14 protein-coding genes are annotated in these 14,921 nt (G+C 66.9%); 9 read left to right on the top strand and 5 right to left on the bottom strand.

The features are described from left to right. Positions 1 to 39 precede the first annotated feature (39 nt). From ACW6W5_RS13805 to ACW6W5_RS13820, 4 genes are all read right to left on the bottom strand, one after another. Positions 40 to 741, bottom strand: a complete 702-nt coding sequence (locus ACW6W5_RS13805; protein WP_121043952.1) for a DUF4159 domain-containing protein — start codon at positions 739 to 741, stop codon at positions 40 to 42. A 67-nt stretch (positions 742 to 808) separates the two neighbouring features. After that, the gene (locus ACW6W5_RS13810; RefSeq protein WP_121043955.1) at positions 809 to 2,143 is read right to left on the bottom strand and encodes a TldD/PmbA family protein; all 1,335 of its coding nucleotides are present in this window, start codon (positions 2,141 to 2,143) and stop codon (positions 809 to 811) included. 20 nt (positions 2,144 to 2,163) lie between these two features. Next, positions 2,164 to 3,798 carry a TldD/PmbA family protein gene (locus tag ACW6W5_RS13815; RefSeq protein WP_152153839.1) on the bottom strand — a complete coding sequence of 545 codons (1,635 nt, stop codon included), beginning with the start codon at positions 3,796 to 3,798 and terminating at the stop codon, positions 2,164 to 2,166. Between the two features lie 132 nt (positions 3,799 to 3,930). Continuing rightward, positions 3,931 to 5,559 carry a TldD/PmbA family protein gene (locus ACW6W5_RS13820; protein WP_193222849.1) on the bottom strand — a complete coding sequence of 543 codons (1,629 nt, stop codon included), beginning with the start codon at positions 5,557 to 5,559 and terminating at the stop codon, positions 3,931 to 3,933. Positions 5,560 to 5,703: 144 nt separating this feature from the next. Here ACW6W5_RS13820 and ACW6W5_RS13825 point away from each other — a divergent pair, with 144 nt between their 5' ends. The 3 genes from ACW6W5_RS13825 to ACW6W5_RS13835 all read left to right on the top strand — a co-directional run bounded on the left by ACW6W5_RS13825 (position 5,704) and on the right by ACW6W5_RS13835 (position 8,089). Further along, complete coding sequence (locus ACW6W5_RS13825) at positions 5,704 to 6,327, top strand: DUF938 domain-containing protein (RefSeq protein ID WP_152153837.1); 624 nt, start codon at positions 5,704 to 5,706, stop codon at positions 6,325 to 6,327. A 92-nt stretch (positions 6,328 to 6,419) separates the two neighbouring features. Beyond that, positions 6,420 to 7,058 (top strand): tetratricopeptide repeat protein, encoded by a 639-nt coding sequence (locus tag ACW6W5_RS13830; RefSeq protein WP_121043964.1) that lies wholly within the window; start codon positions 6,420 to 6,422, stop codon positions 7,056 to 7,058. Between the two features lie 113 nt (positions 7,059 to 7,171). Then, a complete protein-coding gene (locus ACW6W5_RS13835) occupies positions 7,172 to 8,089 on the top strand; it encodes an AEC family transporter (protein WP_152153835.1) in 918 nt (305 codons plus the stop codon). Positions 8,090 to 8,099: 10 nt separating this feature from the next. On the opposite strand, the gene ACW6W5_RS13840 is transcribed toward ACW6W5_RS13835, so the two are convergent. Beyond that, positions 8,100 to 9,584 (bottom strand): AAA family ATPase, encoded by a 1,485-nt coding sequence (locus ACW6W5_RS13840; protein ID WP_152153833.1) that lies wholly within the window; start codon positions 9,582 to 9,584, stop codon positions 8,100 to 8,102. A 132-nt stretch (positions 9,585 to 9,716) separates the two neighbouring features. Between ACW6W5_RS13840 and ACW6W5_RS13845 the strand changes: the two genes are divergently transcribed. The 6 genes from ACW6W5_RS13845 (at position 9,717) to ACW6W5_RS13870 (ending at position 14,905) form a co-directional block, all read left to right on the top strand. Next, the gene (locus ACW6W5_RS13845; protein WP_121043973.1) at positions 9,717 to 10,349 is read left to right on the top strand and encodes a ParA family protein; all 633 of its coding nucleotides are present in this window, start codon (positions 9,717 to 9,719) and stop codon (positions 10,347 to 10,349) included. A gap of 13 nt (positions 10,350 to 10,362) precedes the next feature. Then, a complete protein-coding gene (locus ACW6W5_RS13850) occupies positions 10,363 to 10,839 on the top strand; it encodes a SixA phosphatase family protein (protein ID WP_121043976.1) in 477 nt (158 codons plus the stop codon). Positions 10,840 to 10,881: 42 nt separating this feature from the next. Continuing rightward, entirely contained in the window at positions 10,882 to 11,439 is a 558-nt protein-coding gene (locus ACW6W5_RS13855; protein WP_226956693.1) for a YceI family protein, read from the top strand. Next, positions 11,436 to 13,469: a phospholipase D family protein gene (locus tag ACW6W5_RS13860; protein WP_121043982.1), complete on the top strand. Its 2,034-nt coding sequence runs from the start codon at positions 11,436 to 11,438 to the stop codon at positions 13,467 to 13,469. The genes ACW6W5_RS13855 and ACW6W5_RS13860 overlap by 4 nt, the downstream gene beginning before the upstream one ends. A 25-nt stretch (positions 13,470 to 13,494) precedes the next feature. Further along, complete coding sequence (locus tag ACW6W5_RS13865) at positions 13,495 to 13,932, top strand: hotdog fold thioesterase (RefSeq protein ID WP_121043984.1); 438 nt, start codon at positions 13,495 to 13,497, stop codon at positions 13,930 to 13,932. 181 nt (positions 13,933 to 14,113) lie between these two features. Next, entirely contained in the window at positions 14,114 to 14,905 is a 792-nt protein-coding gene (locus ACW6W5_RS13870) for a lysophospholipid acyltransferase family protein (RefSeq protein ID WP_121043987.1), read from the top strand. The last annotated feature ends 16 nt before the right edge of the window (positions 14,906 to 14,921 follow it).

Below are 14,921 nucleotides of genomic sequence, written 5' to 3' on the forward strand. Positions count from 1 at the left end.
AGAGCCACGCCATGCGTGGCTGAAAAAGCAGGAAGAAGCTCAGCTGTTCAACGCATACATCACGATGTTGACGGCGAAGCGGGTGTTGTCTTCGGCCAGGAAGCGCTTGTTGCGCCAGTCGTAGTCCCACTCGCACCCGTAATCCTTGTTGCTGTAGAGCACACCCAATCGACCATCGATCTGGATGCCTTTGAGGTAATCGTGGACCAGATCATCGCCCCAGCCATTGAGCTCGAACCCGGTGGCCGGTGGGCCCTCGGGGAAGCGGAAGAAGCTGCGGTACAGCGCATGATTGTTCGGGAGCTTGCCCAGCGCCCTGGGCCCGAACAGCTTGGCCATCTGCGCTTCGAAGGAGGTGGCGAACAGGCCGTCGATGTCGTGGTTGCAGTCATCGACGAACACGAAGCCGCCATTGCGCACGTAGCGTACGAAGTTCTGCCGTTCGGCTGCATTGAACTCGACCAGCTTGTGGCCGGCAAGGTAGCAGAACGGCGCCTCCAGCATGCGCGGATCGGACAGCGCGATCACGTGCTCGGTCGGGTCCACGCGCAGGGAGGTGTAATCGATCAGCGAGGTGATCACGTTGGACGGCATGCGCGCATCCACGTCCCAGTCGCCGGAGTCGTACTTGAGGCGGGTGAACCAGAAGTCGTAACGCCCGGCCTGGGCGCGTGCCGGCGCGGGCAATGCCGCGAAGGCGGCACTGCCCAGCATCAGGCGCAGGAACTGTGCGCGGTTCATCGCCACGCACGTTCCCGGGTGTCACCGGCCAGACGAAGAGACGGCCAGTGGCCGTCACGACCGTTCATCAGACCGCGTCGGACAACGAGGTGAAGGTGAAATCGCGCAGCTTCATCGGCGGAATCATCATCACCAGGCTGGACTCGTCACCGGCCACACGCACCGGCTTGCCCAGCTCTTCGATGTTGTTGAGCATGATCACCGGCGACTCATTGAACCGGAAGTTCTTCACCGGGTGCTTGATCTGGCCGTTCTCGATGTAGAAGGTGCCATCGCGGGTCAGGCCGGTCAGCAGCACGGTCTGCGGATCGACCATGCGGATGTACCAGGTGCGGGTGACCAGGATGCCCTTCTGGGTGCCACGCACCAGTTCGGCGGTGCTCTTGTCGCCACCGGCCATCAGCAGGTTGCCCGGCCGCGCGTTGGCGGTCTTGCCCTGCTTCTGCGCCCAGAAACGCGAGTAGTTGAGGTTGGCGATCCTGCCGTCCTTGATGATGTCCAGCTTTTCGCGCGGCTGGCCTTCGTTGTCCCACGGCAGCACCGCCGCGTCCGGGTGCCACGGGTCGGCCACCATCGTCACACGCGGGTCGTAGACCTGTTCGCCGAGCTTGTTGCCGCCGCCCTTCTTGGAGAGGAAGCTGCGGCCTTCATCGGCCGAGCGCGCATCGAAGAAGTTCATCATGAAGCTGATCAGGCCGGCCGCCGCCGCCGGCTCCAGGATCACCGTGTACTTGCCCGGCTCCAGGGCCTTGGCTTCGGCCGATTCGGTAGCCTTGCGCATGGCGATGCGGATGTCCTGGTCGGCCTTGAAATCGGCCGCGTCCTTCACGCTGCGCCCCACCCAGCCCGAGCCACGCCCGTCTTCGGTACGCACCGTGCAGGTGTAGTTGAAATTGGTGCCGCGCTGGTAGCCGAAGTTGCGGTTGCTGTTGGCCGTTGCATAGAAGCTCTGGCCATCTTCCAGGAAGCCGGCGGCGATCAGGCCGTTGCCCCGGCAGGGCGCGATCGAGTCGGCGGCGACCTTGGCGCGGAAGGCCGGGTCGATGGCCGCGGTCGATTCGCTGAAGGTCGGGCTGGCAGTGTAGGTCTGCTTGCCGATGGCCGGCATGAACTCGGGGTTCTCCGGGGCCAGGCGGGCCAGATCTTCGGCACGGCGCACCACGCGTTCCAGCGCGGCGTCGTCGAACTCGTTGATCGAGGCGGTGCCGACGCGCTTGCCGAAGGCGACCGTCACGGCCAGCTCGGTGTTGTCGACGATGCCGCTGGTGGAGACATTGTTCAGTGCGAAACGGATGTTGCCGTCGATCGAGCCGGCCAGCACGGCGGTGCACTCATCGGCCTTGGAGAGCGCGATGACCTTGTCGAGGATGGCCTTGGCCTGGGCTTCGGTGAAGATACTCATGGATTGGGGCTCCTGACCGGTCAGCCGAGGCTGCGCGCGGTGTTGATGACGTTGATGCCGTTGAAGCGCGCGGTGGACGAACCGTGCGAGACCGCCGAGACCTGGCCGGGCTGGCCCTTGCCGTCGAAGAACGAACCGCCCAGGCGGTAGTCGCTTTCATCGGCCACGGCGGTGCAGGCGTTCCAGAACTCCGGCGTGCGGATCTGGTAGGCCACGTCCTCGAGCATGCGGGTGATCTGGCCGTTCTTGATTTCATAGAACAGCTGGCCACCGAACTGCGCGTTGTAGCGCTGCTGATCGATGGAGAACGAGCCGTCGCCGATGATGTAGATGCCGTTCTCGACGTCCTTGATCATGTCGGCCACGCTCAGTTTGGTCTTGCCCGGCGCCATCGAGACATTGGCCATGCGCTGGAACTGCACGCTGGACCAGGAATCGGCATAGCAGCAGCCGTCGGACTCGGTCTTGCCCAGGATATGGGCCTGGTCGCGGATGGTCTGGTAATCCACCAGCTTGCCTTCGCTGATCAGATCCCAGCGCTTGGTCTTGACGCCCTCATCGTCGTAGCCGACCGCACCGAGGCTGCCCGGCTGGGTCTTGTCGGCGAAGATGTTGACCTTGTCGCTGCCGTACTGGAAATGCTGCTCGCGCTTGTCCAGCGTGGCGAAGCTGGTGCCGGCGTAGTTGGCTTCGTAGCCGAGCACGCGGTCCAGTTCCAGCGGGTGGCCGACCGACTCGTGGATGGTCAGCCAGGTGTGCGACGGATCCAGGATCAGGTCGTACTTGCCCGGCTTCACCGACGGTGCCTTGAGCTTTTCCTGCGCCTGCTTGGCCGCGGCGATCGCATCGGCCTTCATGTCATAGGAGTTGCGGTAGTTGACCACGCCGTTGGGCGAGACCACCTTGCCGGTGCCGACGCCATCAAGGTACTCGTAGCCCAGGCCCATCGGCGAGGACAGCCCGGAGCGGGTGCGGAACTTGCCGGTGCTCTTGTCGATCGCGGTGACCGTCATCGGTGCCCAGATGCGGTGCACATCCTGGTCGATGTAGGAGCCATCGGTGGAGGCGAAGTACTTCTGCTCGTTGACCAGGAACAGCATCGAGTTGACGAAGCTGGCGCCGGCGCCCATCGCGCCTGCATTGACGTCCAGCAGCAGCTCGACCTTCTCCTTGATCGGCACGTCCATCGCGTTCTTGCGGATCGGGGTGCGCCAGGACACTTCGCCCACGCCGGGCGCGGCCGCCAGCTGCACCGGGGCGGTCTGCACGCCGGCGTTGGCCTTGGCGATCGCAGCGGCCTGCTGCGCGGCACGCGCCACATCGGTGGTGCCGAGCTGGTTGGTGGCGGCAAAGCCCCAGGCGCCGTTGACGATCACGCGGATGCCCACACCGGTCGATTCGGTGTTCACCACGTTCTGCACCTTGTCCTCGCGGGTGATCACGTACTGGCGCAGGTAGCGGCCGATACGAACATCGCAGTAGGTCGCACCGGCCTGGCGCGCGGCGGCCAGGGCGGCATCGGCCAAGCGCTTTTTCAGCGCCGGATCGAGTGCGCTCTGCAGTTGCTCGGCGGCAATGACCTTGCCGAAGAACGACGGCACGATCAGTCCGCCAGCGGTAAGCCCGGTCAGGGCGAGAAAGTCACGTCTTTGCAAGGCAGCTCTCCACGTCGGTGTGGGGGTGGCAGGGAAACAGCGACATCAGGGCGACCGCCGCGGCGGCACAGCCGATTCTTGCGGCCGTACGGGCGCCGCGGTAGTGACATTCGGCATGGAGCGGGGACAGGCTCATCCCAGGCTGCGTGCGGTATTGATGATGTTGATGCCATCGAAGCGCGTGGTCGATGAGCCATGCGAGACCGCCGAGACCTGGCCCGGCTGACCCTTGCCATCGAAGAACGAACCACCGAAGCGGAAATCGCGCTCGTCGCAGATCGCGCTGCAGGCATTCCAGAACTCCGGCGTGCGGATCTGGTAGGCGGCGTCCTCGACCATGCCGGTGATCTCACCGTTCTTGATCTGGTAGTACAGCTGGCCACCGAACTGCGCGTTGAAGCGCTGCTGGTCGATCGAATAGGAGCCACGGCCGTGGATGTAGATGCCGTTCTCCACGTTCTTGATCATGTCGGTCACGCTCAGCGGCGCCTTGCCCGGCGCCAGCGACACGTTGGCCATGCGCTGGAACTGCACGCTGGACCACGAATCGGCGTAGCTGCAGCCGTGGCTCTCCTTCTCGCCAAGAATATGCACCTCGTCGCGGGTGGCCTGGTAGTTCACCAGGATGCCGTCCTTGACCAGGTCCCAGCGCTTGGTTTTCACGCCTTCATCGTCGTAGCCCACCGCGCCCAGGCTGCCCGGGGCGGTCTTGTCGGCGAAGAAGTTGACGATGTCGCTGCCCCAGCGGAAGCCCGCATCGCGCTTGTCCAGCGTGGCGAAGCTGGTACCGGCGTAGTTGGCCTCGTAGCCGAGCACGCGGTCCAGCTCCAGCGGGTGGCCGACGTTCTCGTGGATGGTGAGGAACAGGTTGGATGGATCCAGCACCAGGTCGTACTTGCCCGGCTTGACCGACGGCGCTTTGAGCTTCTCCCGCGCCTGGCGGGCCGCGGCGATCGCATCCTCCACCGGATCGTAGGAATCACGGTAGGCGACCACGCCGCCCGGCAACGCGATCTTGCCGCGCGCGTCGCCATCGAGGAACTCGTAGCCCATGCCCATCGGCGAGGACAGCCCGGCGCGGGTGCGGAACTTGCCGCTGGTCTTGTCGATGGCGGTCGCGGTGAAGGGCAGCCAGATGCGGTGCACGTCCTGGTCGATGAAGGAGCCATCGCTGGAGGCGAAGAACTTCTGCTCGTTGACCAGGAACAGGGTGGAGTTGATGAAGTCGGCCCCGGCATTGAGCGCAGCCGCGTTCAGCGACAGCAGCATGTCGACCTTGTCCTTGAGCGGCACCGCCATCGCGTTCTTGCGGATCGGGGTCTTCCAGCTCACGTCACCCACGCCGGTGACCGGCGCCAGCTGCACCGGACGGGTCTGGATGCCGGCGTTGGCGCGGGCGATCGCTGCGGCCTGCTCGACCGTGGCCAGCACCGCGGCCGGGGTCTGCTGGTGGGTGGCGGCAAAGCCCCAGGCACCGTTGACGATCACCCGGATGCCGATGCCCGAGGATTCGCTGTTGGTGACGTTCTGGACGTTGGCCTCGCGGGTGATGACCGCCTGGTTGAGGTAACGGCCGATACGCACGTCGCAGTAGCTGGCACCGGCGCGCTTGGCGGCGGCGAGCGCGGCCTCGGCCAGCGCCTTGCGGCGGCCCACATCACCCGGCTCGAGCAGCTGCTCGGCGGCGATCAGCCGGCCATGCGGCAGTACCAGGCCCGCCAGGCCCATTCCAGACAGCGCTAGAAACTCACGACGTTGCACAGCTCACATCCCCCAAGGACGGCCGACGGCACGCAGGCCGCCGACATTGGACAAGTCTTCGACTTTCGGTGGCATCGCGTAGTGGCACAAGTGACTGCGGTCATGGTTGGATGGACATCGATTCCCTGCCGATGTGACATTCCGATGAGCCAGATACGCTGGTCCGAGGCCTGCGACCGCAACCGCGCGCCGATCCTGGCGGTGCTGCAGCGCCACCTCGCCGCCCGCCACCGGGTGCTGGAGATCGGCAGCGGCACCGGCCAGCACGCCGAGGACTTCGCAGCGGCCCTGCCGCACCTGCAGTGGCAGGCCAGCGACCATCCGGACCACCTGCCCGGCATCGCCGAGCGGCTGCAGGCGGCCGGCCTGCCCAATACGCCGGCGCCGTGGCCGCTGCAGGCGGCGCTGTCGCCCACGCCCGGGCTGGGCCCGCTGCCGGCGGCGCCATTGGCCTTCGATGCGGTGTTCAGCGCCAATACCCTGCACATCATGAGCTGGGCGCACGTGCAGGCGTTGTTCGCCGGGTTGCCTGCCGTGATGGCCGCGGACGCCGTGCTGTGCGTCTACGGCCCGTTCAACGCCCACGGTGCCTACAGCAGCGACAGCAATCGCCAGTTCGATGCGTGGCTGAAGGCGCGCGATCCGGCCTCGGGCATCCGCGATGCCGAAGCGGTGGATGCACTGGCGGCCGGGGTGGGCCTGCAGCTGGCCGAGGACGTGGCGATGCCGGCCAACAACCGCCTGCGGGTCTGGCGGCGCGCCGGGTAGATCCGACCGTTGGTCGGCCGCGCTTGGTGCCGGGCGTGCGCTGCGGTTAGGATCAGGAGGGGAGGTTGTTGTGACAACCTGGGGGAGTTTGCATGGCAGTTGCAAGACAGATGCTGGCCGGCGTGATGCTGGCCATGGGGGCTTGTGTGTTCAACGTGTCGGCGCAATCGCTGCCGGCGGTGCAGGAGTTCTACTTCGACAATGACCTGGCCGCCGCCCCGATGGTGGTGGTGCAGGGAGAGGGTGGGGATCTAGTCGACCAATTGATGAAACACCGCGAGCGCGGCCGCAAGACGCTGGAGGCCACCGTGCAGCTGGCGGGCGTAGCGATCGCGCAGGGCCGGCCGGAACTGGGGCGCAGTCTTTACGAACAGGCCGCCACGACCGCGTCGGCCAGTTCGGTGCTGGGCCGTTCCGTGCGTTGGAACTATGGCTGGGACCTGTTCCGCCTCGGAGAGACCGACGCCGCACTGGCCCAGTGGACGGCGGCCCAGAACACGCTGCGTGGGAATCCCGGGTGGGTGCCGCCCACCTTCGCACTGGCCCTGTGGACGCTGGGCCGCAAGGCCGAAGCCGTGCAGTGGTATGCCGCAGCCGTGCGCACCGAGCCACAGCAGTGGAGCGGAACGGATCGCTATGCCGAACTGCTGCCGGGCTGGCGCGACAGCGAACGCAGTACGCTGGCCGAGATCCAGCGGGCGTGGGCGGAGAAGCCGCCCGCCTGGCCGTGATCGGGTCGGGCGGGCCCGCACATACGGGCCTGCCCCTTGGCGGGGCCGCCGTACCCTCCCGTTTCGACCATGGTCGGGGCGGCGGCCACTGCCGGATCGGCTAGGCTGTCGCGATGGCGTTCGATGCATTCGCTCTCATCCTGACCATGCTCGGCCTGGGCATGCTGTTCTCGCGTCTGCGCACGCTGCCGGACAACACTGCCGATGTGCTCAACCGCATCGTGCTGTACGTCTGCCTGCCGGCGGCGGTGCTGATCTACGTCCCACGGCTGCATCTGGATATCAGCCTGATCGGGCTGGTCGCCACGCCGTGGCTGTTGATGCTGTGTACGCTCGCCGCGGTGAGCCTGGCTACGCGCGTCTTCGGCTTCGCCCGCGACGTGCATGCGGTGCTGTTGATCTGCGTGGCGCTGGCCAATTCCAGTTTCATCGGCTACCCGATGGTGCGCGCGCTGCTCGGTGATCACGCGCTGCCCTATGCGGTGGTCTATGACCAGTTCGGCACCTTTGTGCTGCTGTCCACGTTCGGCTTGTATGTGATCGCGCGCTACAGCGGCGACACCCCGCCTACCGCCGCACAGATCCTGCTGCGGATCGCGAAGTTCCCGCCGCTGTGGGCGTTGCTGTTCGCGTTGACCCTGATGCCTGAGCAGCCACCGGGCTGGATCGGCACCGGGCTGAAGCAGCTGGCCGATGCGATGCTGCCGCTGGTGATGCTGGCGGTGGGTTTCTCCATCCAGCTGCGCCTGCCACTGGATGAGCTCAGGCCACTGGGCATCGGGTTGCTGCTGAAGCTGCTGGTGATGCCGGCACTGGCGCTGCCGATCTCCTGGGCGTTCGGCCTGCACGGCACGATGCTGCAGGCCAATGTGCTGGAGTCGGCGATGCCGACCATGATCACCGCCGCCGCACTGGCGATGTCCCATCGCCTGGCCCCGCGCCTGGCCGCCGCGCTGGTTGGCTACGGCATCCTGCTGTCGCTGGTGACGCTGCCGGCGTGGGTGTGGGTCTTGCAGCACCTGCCGGCGTAGCGCCCCGGCGTCACACGTCCGCGCTGACGGTGCGCCCCCGTGCCCACTCGCGCAGCGCAGTGACCTGTTCGGCCATCAGCACCGATAGCGGCCGGCTGCCGCGGATCTCCTGCATCAACAGTTCGGTATCCAGCACACGCGATTCGGCATGCGCGGCGTACAGCCCCGACACCACCGCCTGTTCGATCTCCGCACCGGAGAAGCCATCCGCCGCGGCCGCCAGCGCGGGCAGTGCGAAGTCGTCGGCATTGAGCTGGCGCTTGCCCAGATGCAGGCGCAGCAGTTCGACCCGGGTGTTGGCGTCGGGCAGATCGACGAAGAAGATCTCGTCGAAACGGCCCTTGCGCAGCAGCTCGGCCGGCAGTTCATGCACCTGGTTGGCGGTGGCGACGATGAATACCGTGCTCTTGCGCTCGGCCAGCCAGGTCAGCAGGTGGCCGAGCACCCGGCGCGACACGCCGCCATCTTCGCCGCCACTGGCCAGGCCTTTCTCGATCTCGTCGATCCACAGCACGCAGGGGGCCAGCTGCTCGGCCGAGGCGAGCGCGTCGCGCAGGTTCTTCTCGGTCTCGCCGTGGTACTTGTCGTACAGGCTGCCGAAGTCCAACCGCAGCAGCGGTACGCCGAAACCGGCCGCCGTTGCCTTGGCCAGCATTGATTTGCCGCAGCCCTGCACGCCGAGCAGCAGCATGCCCTTGGGCGGGTCCAGGCCGGCCGGGCCCGCGCCGCCCAGGAACACCGGCCGGCGCTGGTTGACCCAGCGCTTGAGCCGGTTGGCGCCCGCCACATCGGCAAAGCGGGTGGTGTCGTACTCGTAGTGCAGGTGGCCGGCGCGGTTGAGCAACTCGAACTTGAGCCGGGCCAGCTGTGGCAGGTCGTCCTGGCTGAGCGCGCCATCGGCGAAGATCAGCTGCCGGGCGATCCGGCGCGCGTCGACCAGGCTCAGCCCGCGCAGGTTGTGCAGGATCTTCTGGACCGCCTCGTTGTCCACCTCCACGCGCCGCCCGCCGTTCTCGCGGGCATAGGCTTCGGCTTCCTCGCGCAGCATCTTCAGCAGCGCGTTGAGGTCGGGCAGGCGCGGGTTGAAGCGGGTGGCCAGCGCTTCCAGCTCGGCCGGCAGCTCGACCTTGGCCCCGACCAGCACCAGCACGTGGGCCTCGCAGTGCCGCCGCTGGATCAGGTCGCGCAGGGCGCGCTGGTGGCTGGCATAGCCCAGGTAGGGGTGGAAATCGAGCAGCAGATAGATACCGCGCTGCTCGGCCTGGCGGATCATCTGCAGGGCCGAACTGGCATCGGGCGGGCCGACCGGGTCGTCCTCGCGGTCCATGTCGATCCGGCGCAGGCCCTCGGTGATCGACCAGCGGTGCAGGGCCCGCCAGACATGCATCAGGGTCTGGCGGAACAGCTCCACCACCCGGCCCTCATCCTGGGTCTCGATGATGATCAGCGGGGTGTTGGCGCGGATCAGCGCGCTCAGGTCCTGTAGTTCGCTCATGCTGGCGGTCAGTCCATTGGAACCATCCACGATAGCAAAGCCGTGGCCGTCGGTTCTGGTTCAGCGCTGCGACTATCTCCGTCACAGGCGCCGGTGTAGGCTGCGGGAACGTTCCCCGGAAGCGAGGCTTGCATGAAGACGATCCTGGTGGCCGGTTCCAAGGGCGGGGTGGGCAAGACCACCGTCGCCACCCACCTGGCGGCGCATTCGGCATTGGAAGGCAAACGGACCGTCCTGGCCGATGCCGATCCCCAGGGCTCCAGCACCCGCTGGGCGCAACGCCGCTCGGTTCTGGAAAGCGCCGTGCTGCCGATCGACGTGTATCGCAAAAAGAGCTGGGAACGACTGGTTCCCGAGGGCACCGACGAGGTCATCATCGATGCTCCGGCCGGTGCGATGGCCGACGATATTCCGCATTTCCTTGATGTTGCCGATGCGGTGGTGGTCCCCGTGCTGCCCTCCGCGCTGGATATCGAAGCCATCGTCGGCTTCCTCAACAGCCTGTCGCGCGTGCCCCGCGTCCACAACCGCAGCCTGCCGGTCGGGTTGGTGCTCAACCGCACCAAACCCTGGACGCAGACCTCGCAACAGGCGATACAGATGTTGGCCGATTGGCCGTATGAGGTCGTCGCGCAGTTGCGCGACAGCCAAAGCTATGTGGTGATGGTCGGGCTCGGACGGAGTCTGTTCGACTACCGCTCGGCCCAGGTGCGCGAGCACCAGAATGACTGGGAGCCGCTGTTGAAGTGGCTGAAGAAAGCCTGACACGAGAGATCCCATGCGAGAACTGATACTGCTGCGTCACGCCCATGCTGAAACCGCCAGCACCGGCCAGGCCGATCTGGACCGCCCGCTGTCGCCGGTCGGTCTGGCCGAAGCCGAGGCCGCCGGCCGCTGGCTCAAGGAAAACAATCTGCTGCCGGACTGCGTGCTCTGCTCGCCGTCGCGGCGGACCCGCGAAACCCTGGAAGCCGTCCTGGGCATCACCGGCTTCGTCGAGAAGCGGCTGGAGGACGCCGTCTACGAGGCCACCCCCGGCACGCTGATGGGGTTGATCGATGCGCGCCGCGATGTGGACCGCCTGCTGGTGGTGGGCCATAACCCCGGCCTGGAGCAACTGGTGGCCCTGATGAGCGAGGGCACCAGCAGCGACTACCGCGGCATGCCGCCGGGCGGGATCGCGGTACTGGCCTTCGACCGTGAGGCCGCCATCGAGCCTGGCGTGGCCAGCCTGACCGCCTTCTGGTGGCCGTAAGCAGTGTGGGCAGTCCGTGCGACGTGGTTCGGGCTGCTGTTGATGGCAGGGGCGGTGCATGCCGCCCCGCCGTCGTCGGTACCGGCTCCGACCAGCCATGCACTGGCCTTCGATACGGCCAGCTCGCGCTTCGGGTTTGAGATCCGCACGCGGCTGGGACAGCGCATCGAAGGCGTGTTCCCGCGCTTTGAAGGCAACATCGAGGTGCTCTCCGACGGTCGCCACCAGGTGCACCTGCGGATGTTCACCCGTTACGTGGAAATCCCCGGCAAACCCCGCTACACCGGCTGGATGCGCGGCGAGGAGTTCTTCGACTCGGCGCGCTACCCGGTGGTCGAGTTCGATTCACTGCCCTACTGGCCGGAGGTGGTGGACAAGGGCGGCAGCATCCAGGGCCGGCTGATCCTGCGCGGGGTCAGCCACCCGGAGATCCTGCGGGTCGAGCCGCCGGCCTGTGCCCGGGCCGGGTATGATTGCGATGTGGTCAGCCGCGGTACCGTCCAACGTGGCCGGTATGGAATGGACAGCTGGCAGTTAGCCCTGAGTGATCGAGTGACCTTTGTATTGCGTGCGCGTCTGAGCGAGGCGCCGAAACCGTGAACCCATTGCTGCGTCTGTTGGTGCTGGCAACGCTGTTGCTGGGCAGCGGCTGTGCCTCGCTGTCCAATGCCGAGCGTGACCGCGCGGCCGGCATCGCCGTGCAGGCGCGCTCGACCGTGGTCGACTGCGACCAGCCGGATCGCTGTGCGCTGGATTCGCCGCTTCGCGCCCTCGGTGGCCGTGCGTTCGCCGAATCCCACGCCGGCCAGCCGCGCCACTATGCGACCCTCCTGGACGAAGGCGAGGTCTCGCTGGTCGCGCGGTTGAACCTGATCCGCAGCGCCACCCGCAGCATCGACCTGCAGACCTACATCTTCGACAAGGACGACAGCGCCCGGCTGGTGCTGGACGAACTGCAGGCGGCCGCCCGCCGCGGGGTCAAGGTGCGGGTGCTGATCGACCAGCTCTCGGCGATCTCCGATCTGGAGATTCTCGGCGCCCTGTCCGGCAGCCATGCAAATTTTTCGCTGCGGGTCTACAACCCGACCTTCGGCAAGGCACGCCTGAACTACTTCGACTACGCCGCCAGCGTGGTCTGCTGCTTCCGCCGCTTCAACCAGCGCATGCACAACAAGCTGCTGGTGGTCGACGATGCGTTGGGCGTGGTCGGTGGGCGCAATTACCAGGACGACTATTACGACTGGGACAGTGAATACAACTTCCGCGACCGCGACGTGATCGTGGCCGGCCCGGAGGTGCGCGAGATGGCCGCCAACTTCGATGCCTTCTGGCGCGCGCCGCGCAGCGTGCCGGCCGAGCGTCTCAACGATGTGGGGCGAACATTGCTCCGCCAGGGCGTACCGGCCATGCCGCCGGCCGACTTCCGGCGGCCGGAGCGGGTCGAGCGGGTCAGCGAAGAAGCCAACGATCCGGAGTTCGTGCGGCGTACCTTCGTGGACACCGCCCTGCCGGTGGCCTCGGTGCAGTACGTCGCGGACCTGCCACGCAAACATCGCCGCGAACGCGCCAGCCAGCCGGCCAACGGCCAGCACGTGACCGAGCCGCAACTGGATGCGTTGATCGCCAGCGCGCAGTCCGAAGTGCTGCTGCAGACCCCCTATCTGGTCCTGTCCAAGCCGGCGCAGCAGCTGTTCCGCACCCTGCGCAAGCGCGAGCAGGCGCCGCGGGTGGTGGTCTCGACCAACAGCCTGGCCGCCACCGACAACCCGATCGTCTACGCGCTGTCCTACAAGTACAAACGCCGCAACCTGCGCGAGCTCGGCTTCAACATCTACGAGTTCAAGCCATTCCCGCTGGATGCGCCGGTGGATTACCGCAATCTGCTGCCCGCACCGCTGGGGAGCGAGGTGCCGCCGTCGCAGGGCAAGCGCAGCAGCCTGCTCGGTGGCAGCGCGGCCGGCAGCAATGCGCGCGGCAGCGCCGACAACCGTGCCAGCAGCGGCCCGCGTCGAGGGAGTGCCGATCGCAACAGCGCCAGCGGTCGCCGCCGCAGTACCGATGGCAGCGAAGTCGAGCGCCGCGTGCTGCGTGCCGAAACCCGGCCCTCGTTCCTGGGCACCAAGGCGGTCAACAAGCCGCTGCCGGTCACCCGCAAGGGCGCGCGCATGGGCCTGCACGCCAAGTCGATGGTGGTGGACCGCCGCATCGGCGTGGTCGGCACGCACAACTTCGATCCGCGCAGTGAGAACTACAACACCGAAGGGGCGGTGATCATCGATGACCCGGTGTTCGCCGAGGCGCTGGCGCAGAGCATCCTGCGCGACATCCACCCGCAGAACTCCTGGGTGGTCGCGCCGCGTGCCAAGCCGCCGGTGCTGTCCGGCCTGAACTACAGCGTCGGCAAGGCCTCCGAGGCGTTGCCGGTGCTCGATTTCTGGCCGTGGCGCTACGCCACTGATTACGAATTCCAGCCCGGGCCCGCGTGCCCGGCTCCGCTCAAGCGGCAGGACCCGGCCTTCCACACCTGTTATGTCGCCGTCGGTGACTTCCCCGAAGTGAATGTCGGGCCGAAGTGGCTGCTGGTGCGCATGCTCACCGCCTTCGGCGCCGGGCTGGTCCCGATCCTGTAAGTCTGCAACCCCACGGAGAAGCTGCATGTCCCAGGTATTCCGCGACGCGGTGTCCATCGAAGCGCTCAACGCGCTCAGCCGCAACACGCTCATCGAGCACCTGGGCATCGCGTTCACCGCCGCCGGCGAGGACTGGATCAGCGCGACCATGCCGGTCGACGAACGCACCCGCCAGCCGTACGGCATCCTGCACGGTGGCGCCTCGGTGGTGCTGGCGGAAACCCTCGGCAGCAGCGCCGGCAATCTGTGCGTGGATACCACGCAGCAGGTCTGCGTGGGGCTGGAAATCAACGCCAACCACATCCGCGCCGTGCGCGCCGGCACCGTCACCGGCACCGCGCGTGCGGTGCATGTCGGGCGCAGCACCCAGGTCTGGGACATCCGCATCGAGGACGAGGCCGGCAAGCTGGTCTGCACCTCGCGGTTGACCCTGGCGGTGGTGCCCGCCGTGCGCCCGGGCTGATCGCGCGCATGGCACGGATGCTGTGTTGCGTGGCCCACCACAGTGCGCCGGCGCATGTGGGGACGGCCGTTGTGCCGCCGGTGGCCGTTGGCTTGACGGCTTGCGGCGGCTGGCTTGCGCACGCCATCGATTTGTCCGGATTCCGCTGGCAGAGCCTGCGGCGCTCGGGTATCGTTCGCGGATGAATTCCCCCACTCCGGCCTCACGTGGCGGCGTGGCGCGTGTGTGCCGTTACCTGTACCGCGTACCGCTGCTGCTGGTCCACCTGTTGCTGTTCCTGCCGATGCTGCTGATCGCCATGCTGCCGCCGTGGGGGCGCGTGCGCGTGGGCGAACGGACGTTCGAACATGCGGCGGTGAACGCCTGGTCGGCCGGCCTGATGTGGATCTTCGGCTTTCGCCTGCACCGGATCGGCACGCCGCTGCCGGGTGCGGTGCTGTTCGTGGCCAACCATGTCAGCTGGGTCGATATCTCGATGCTGCACAGCCAGCGGATGATGGGCTTCGTGGCCAAGCAGGAGATCGCCGGCTGGCCGGTGGTCGGTTGGCTGGCCGCGCGCGGGCAGACCATTTTCCACCAGCGTGGCAGCACCGAATCGCTGGGTGGCGTGATGCAGGAAATGGTCGTGCGCCTGCGCGAAGGCAAGGCGGTCGGCGTGTTCCCCGAAGGGCGCACCCGCGGTGGCCATGAAGTCGGCCCGTTCCATGCGCGCATCTTCCAGGCCGCGGTCGAGACCCAGGTCCCGATCCAGCCGGTCGCGCTGCGCTATGGCTGGCGCGGTGACGCGCAGACCATTGTTGCGTTCGGCCCGAAAGAGAGTTTCTTCGCCAACTTCCTGCGTCTGCTGGGAGAGCCGGCACGGCGGGCCGAGGTCCACTTCCTCGCGCCCATTGATACCCACGATCTGGAAGGCCGTCGCCGCATCGCAGAAACCTCGCGTGCGCGCATCCTGGCGGCCATGTCCGCCGAGTAAGCGGTGGTGTTCCTTC

It is taken from the genome of Stenotrophomonas sp. IS26, from assembly GCF_054188265.1.

What these genes read in the sequence shown, in the direction of transcription:
- ACW6W5_RS13850 (WP_121043976.1), top strand. Translation starts at nt 10,363, where the DNA reads ATGCGAGAACTGATACTGCTGCGTCACGCCCATGCTGAAACCGCCAGC.
- ACW6W5_RS13865 (WP_121043984.1), top strand. Translation starts at nt 13,495, where the DNA reads ATGTCCCAGGTATTCCGCGACGCGGTGTCCATCGAAGCGCTCAACGCG.
- ACW6W5_RS13825 (WP_152153837.1), top strand. Translation starts at nt 5,704, where the DNA reads ATGAGCCAGATACGCTGGTCCGAGGCCTGCGACCGCAACCGCGCGCCG.
- ACW6W5_RS13805 (WP_121043952.1), bottom strand. Translation starts at nt 741, where the DNA reads ATGAACCGCGCACAGTTCCTGCGCCTGATGCTGGGCAGTGCCGCCTTC.
- ACW6W5_RS13855 (WP_226956693.1), top strand. Translation starts at nt 10,882, where the DNA reads ATGGCAGGGGCGGTGCATGCCGCCCCGCCGTCGTCGGTACCGGCTCCG.
- ACW6W5_RS13840 (WP_152153833.1), bottom strand. Translation starts at nt 9,584, where the DNA reads ATGAGCGAACTACAGGACCTGAGCGCGCTGATCCGCGCCAACACCCCG.
- ACW6W5_RS13835 (WP_152153835.1), top strand. Translation starts at nt 7,172, where the DNA reads ATGGCGTTCGATGCATTCGCTCTCATCCTGACCATGCTCGGCCTGGGC.
- ACW6W5_RS13845 (WP_121043973.1), top strand. Translation starts at nt 9,717, where the DNA reads ATGAAGACGATCCTGGTGGCCGGTTCCAAGGGCGGGGTGGGCAAGACC.
- ACW6W5_RS13870 (WP_121043987.1), top strand. Translation starts at nt 14,114, where the DNA reads ATGAATTCCCCCACTCCGGCCTCACGTGGCGGCGTGGCGCGTGTGTGC.
- ACW6W5_RS13810 (WP_121043955.1), bottom strand. Translation starts at nt 2,143, where the DNA reads ATGAGTATCTTCACCGAAGCCCAGGCCAAGGCCATCCTCGACAAGGTC.
- ACW6W5_RS13830 (WP_121043964.1), top strand. Translation starts at nt 6,420, where the DNA reads ATGGCAGTTGCAAGACAGATGCTGGCCGGCGTGATGCTGGCCATGGGG.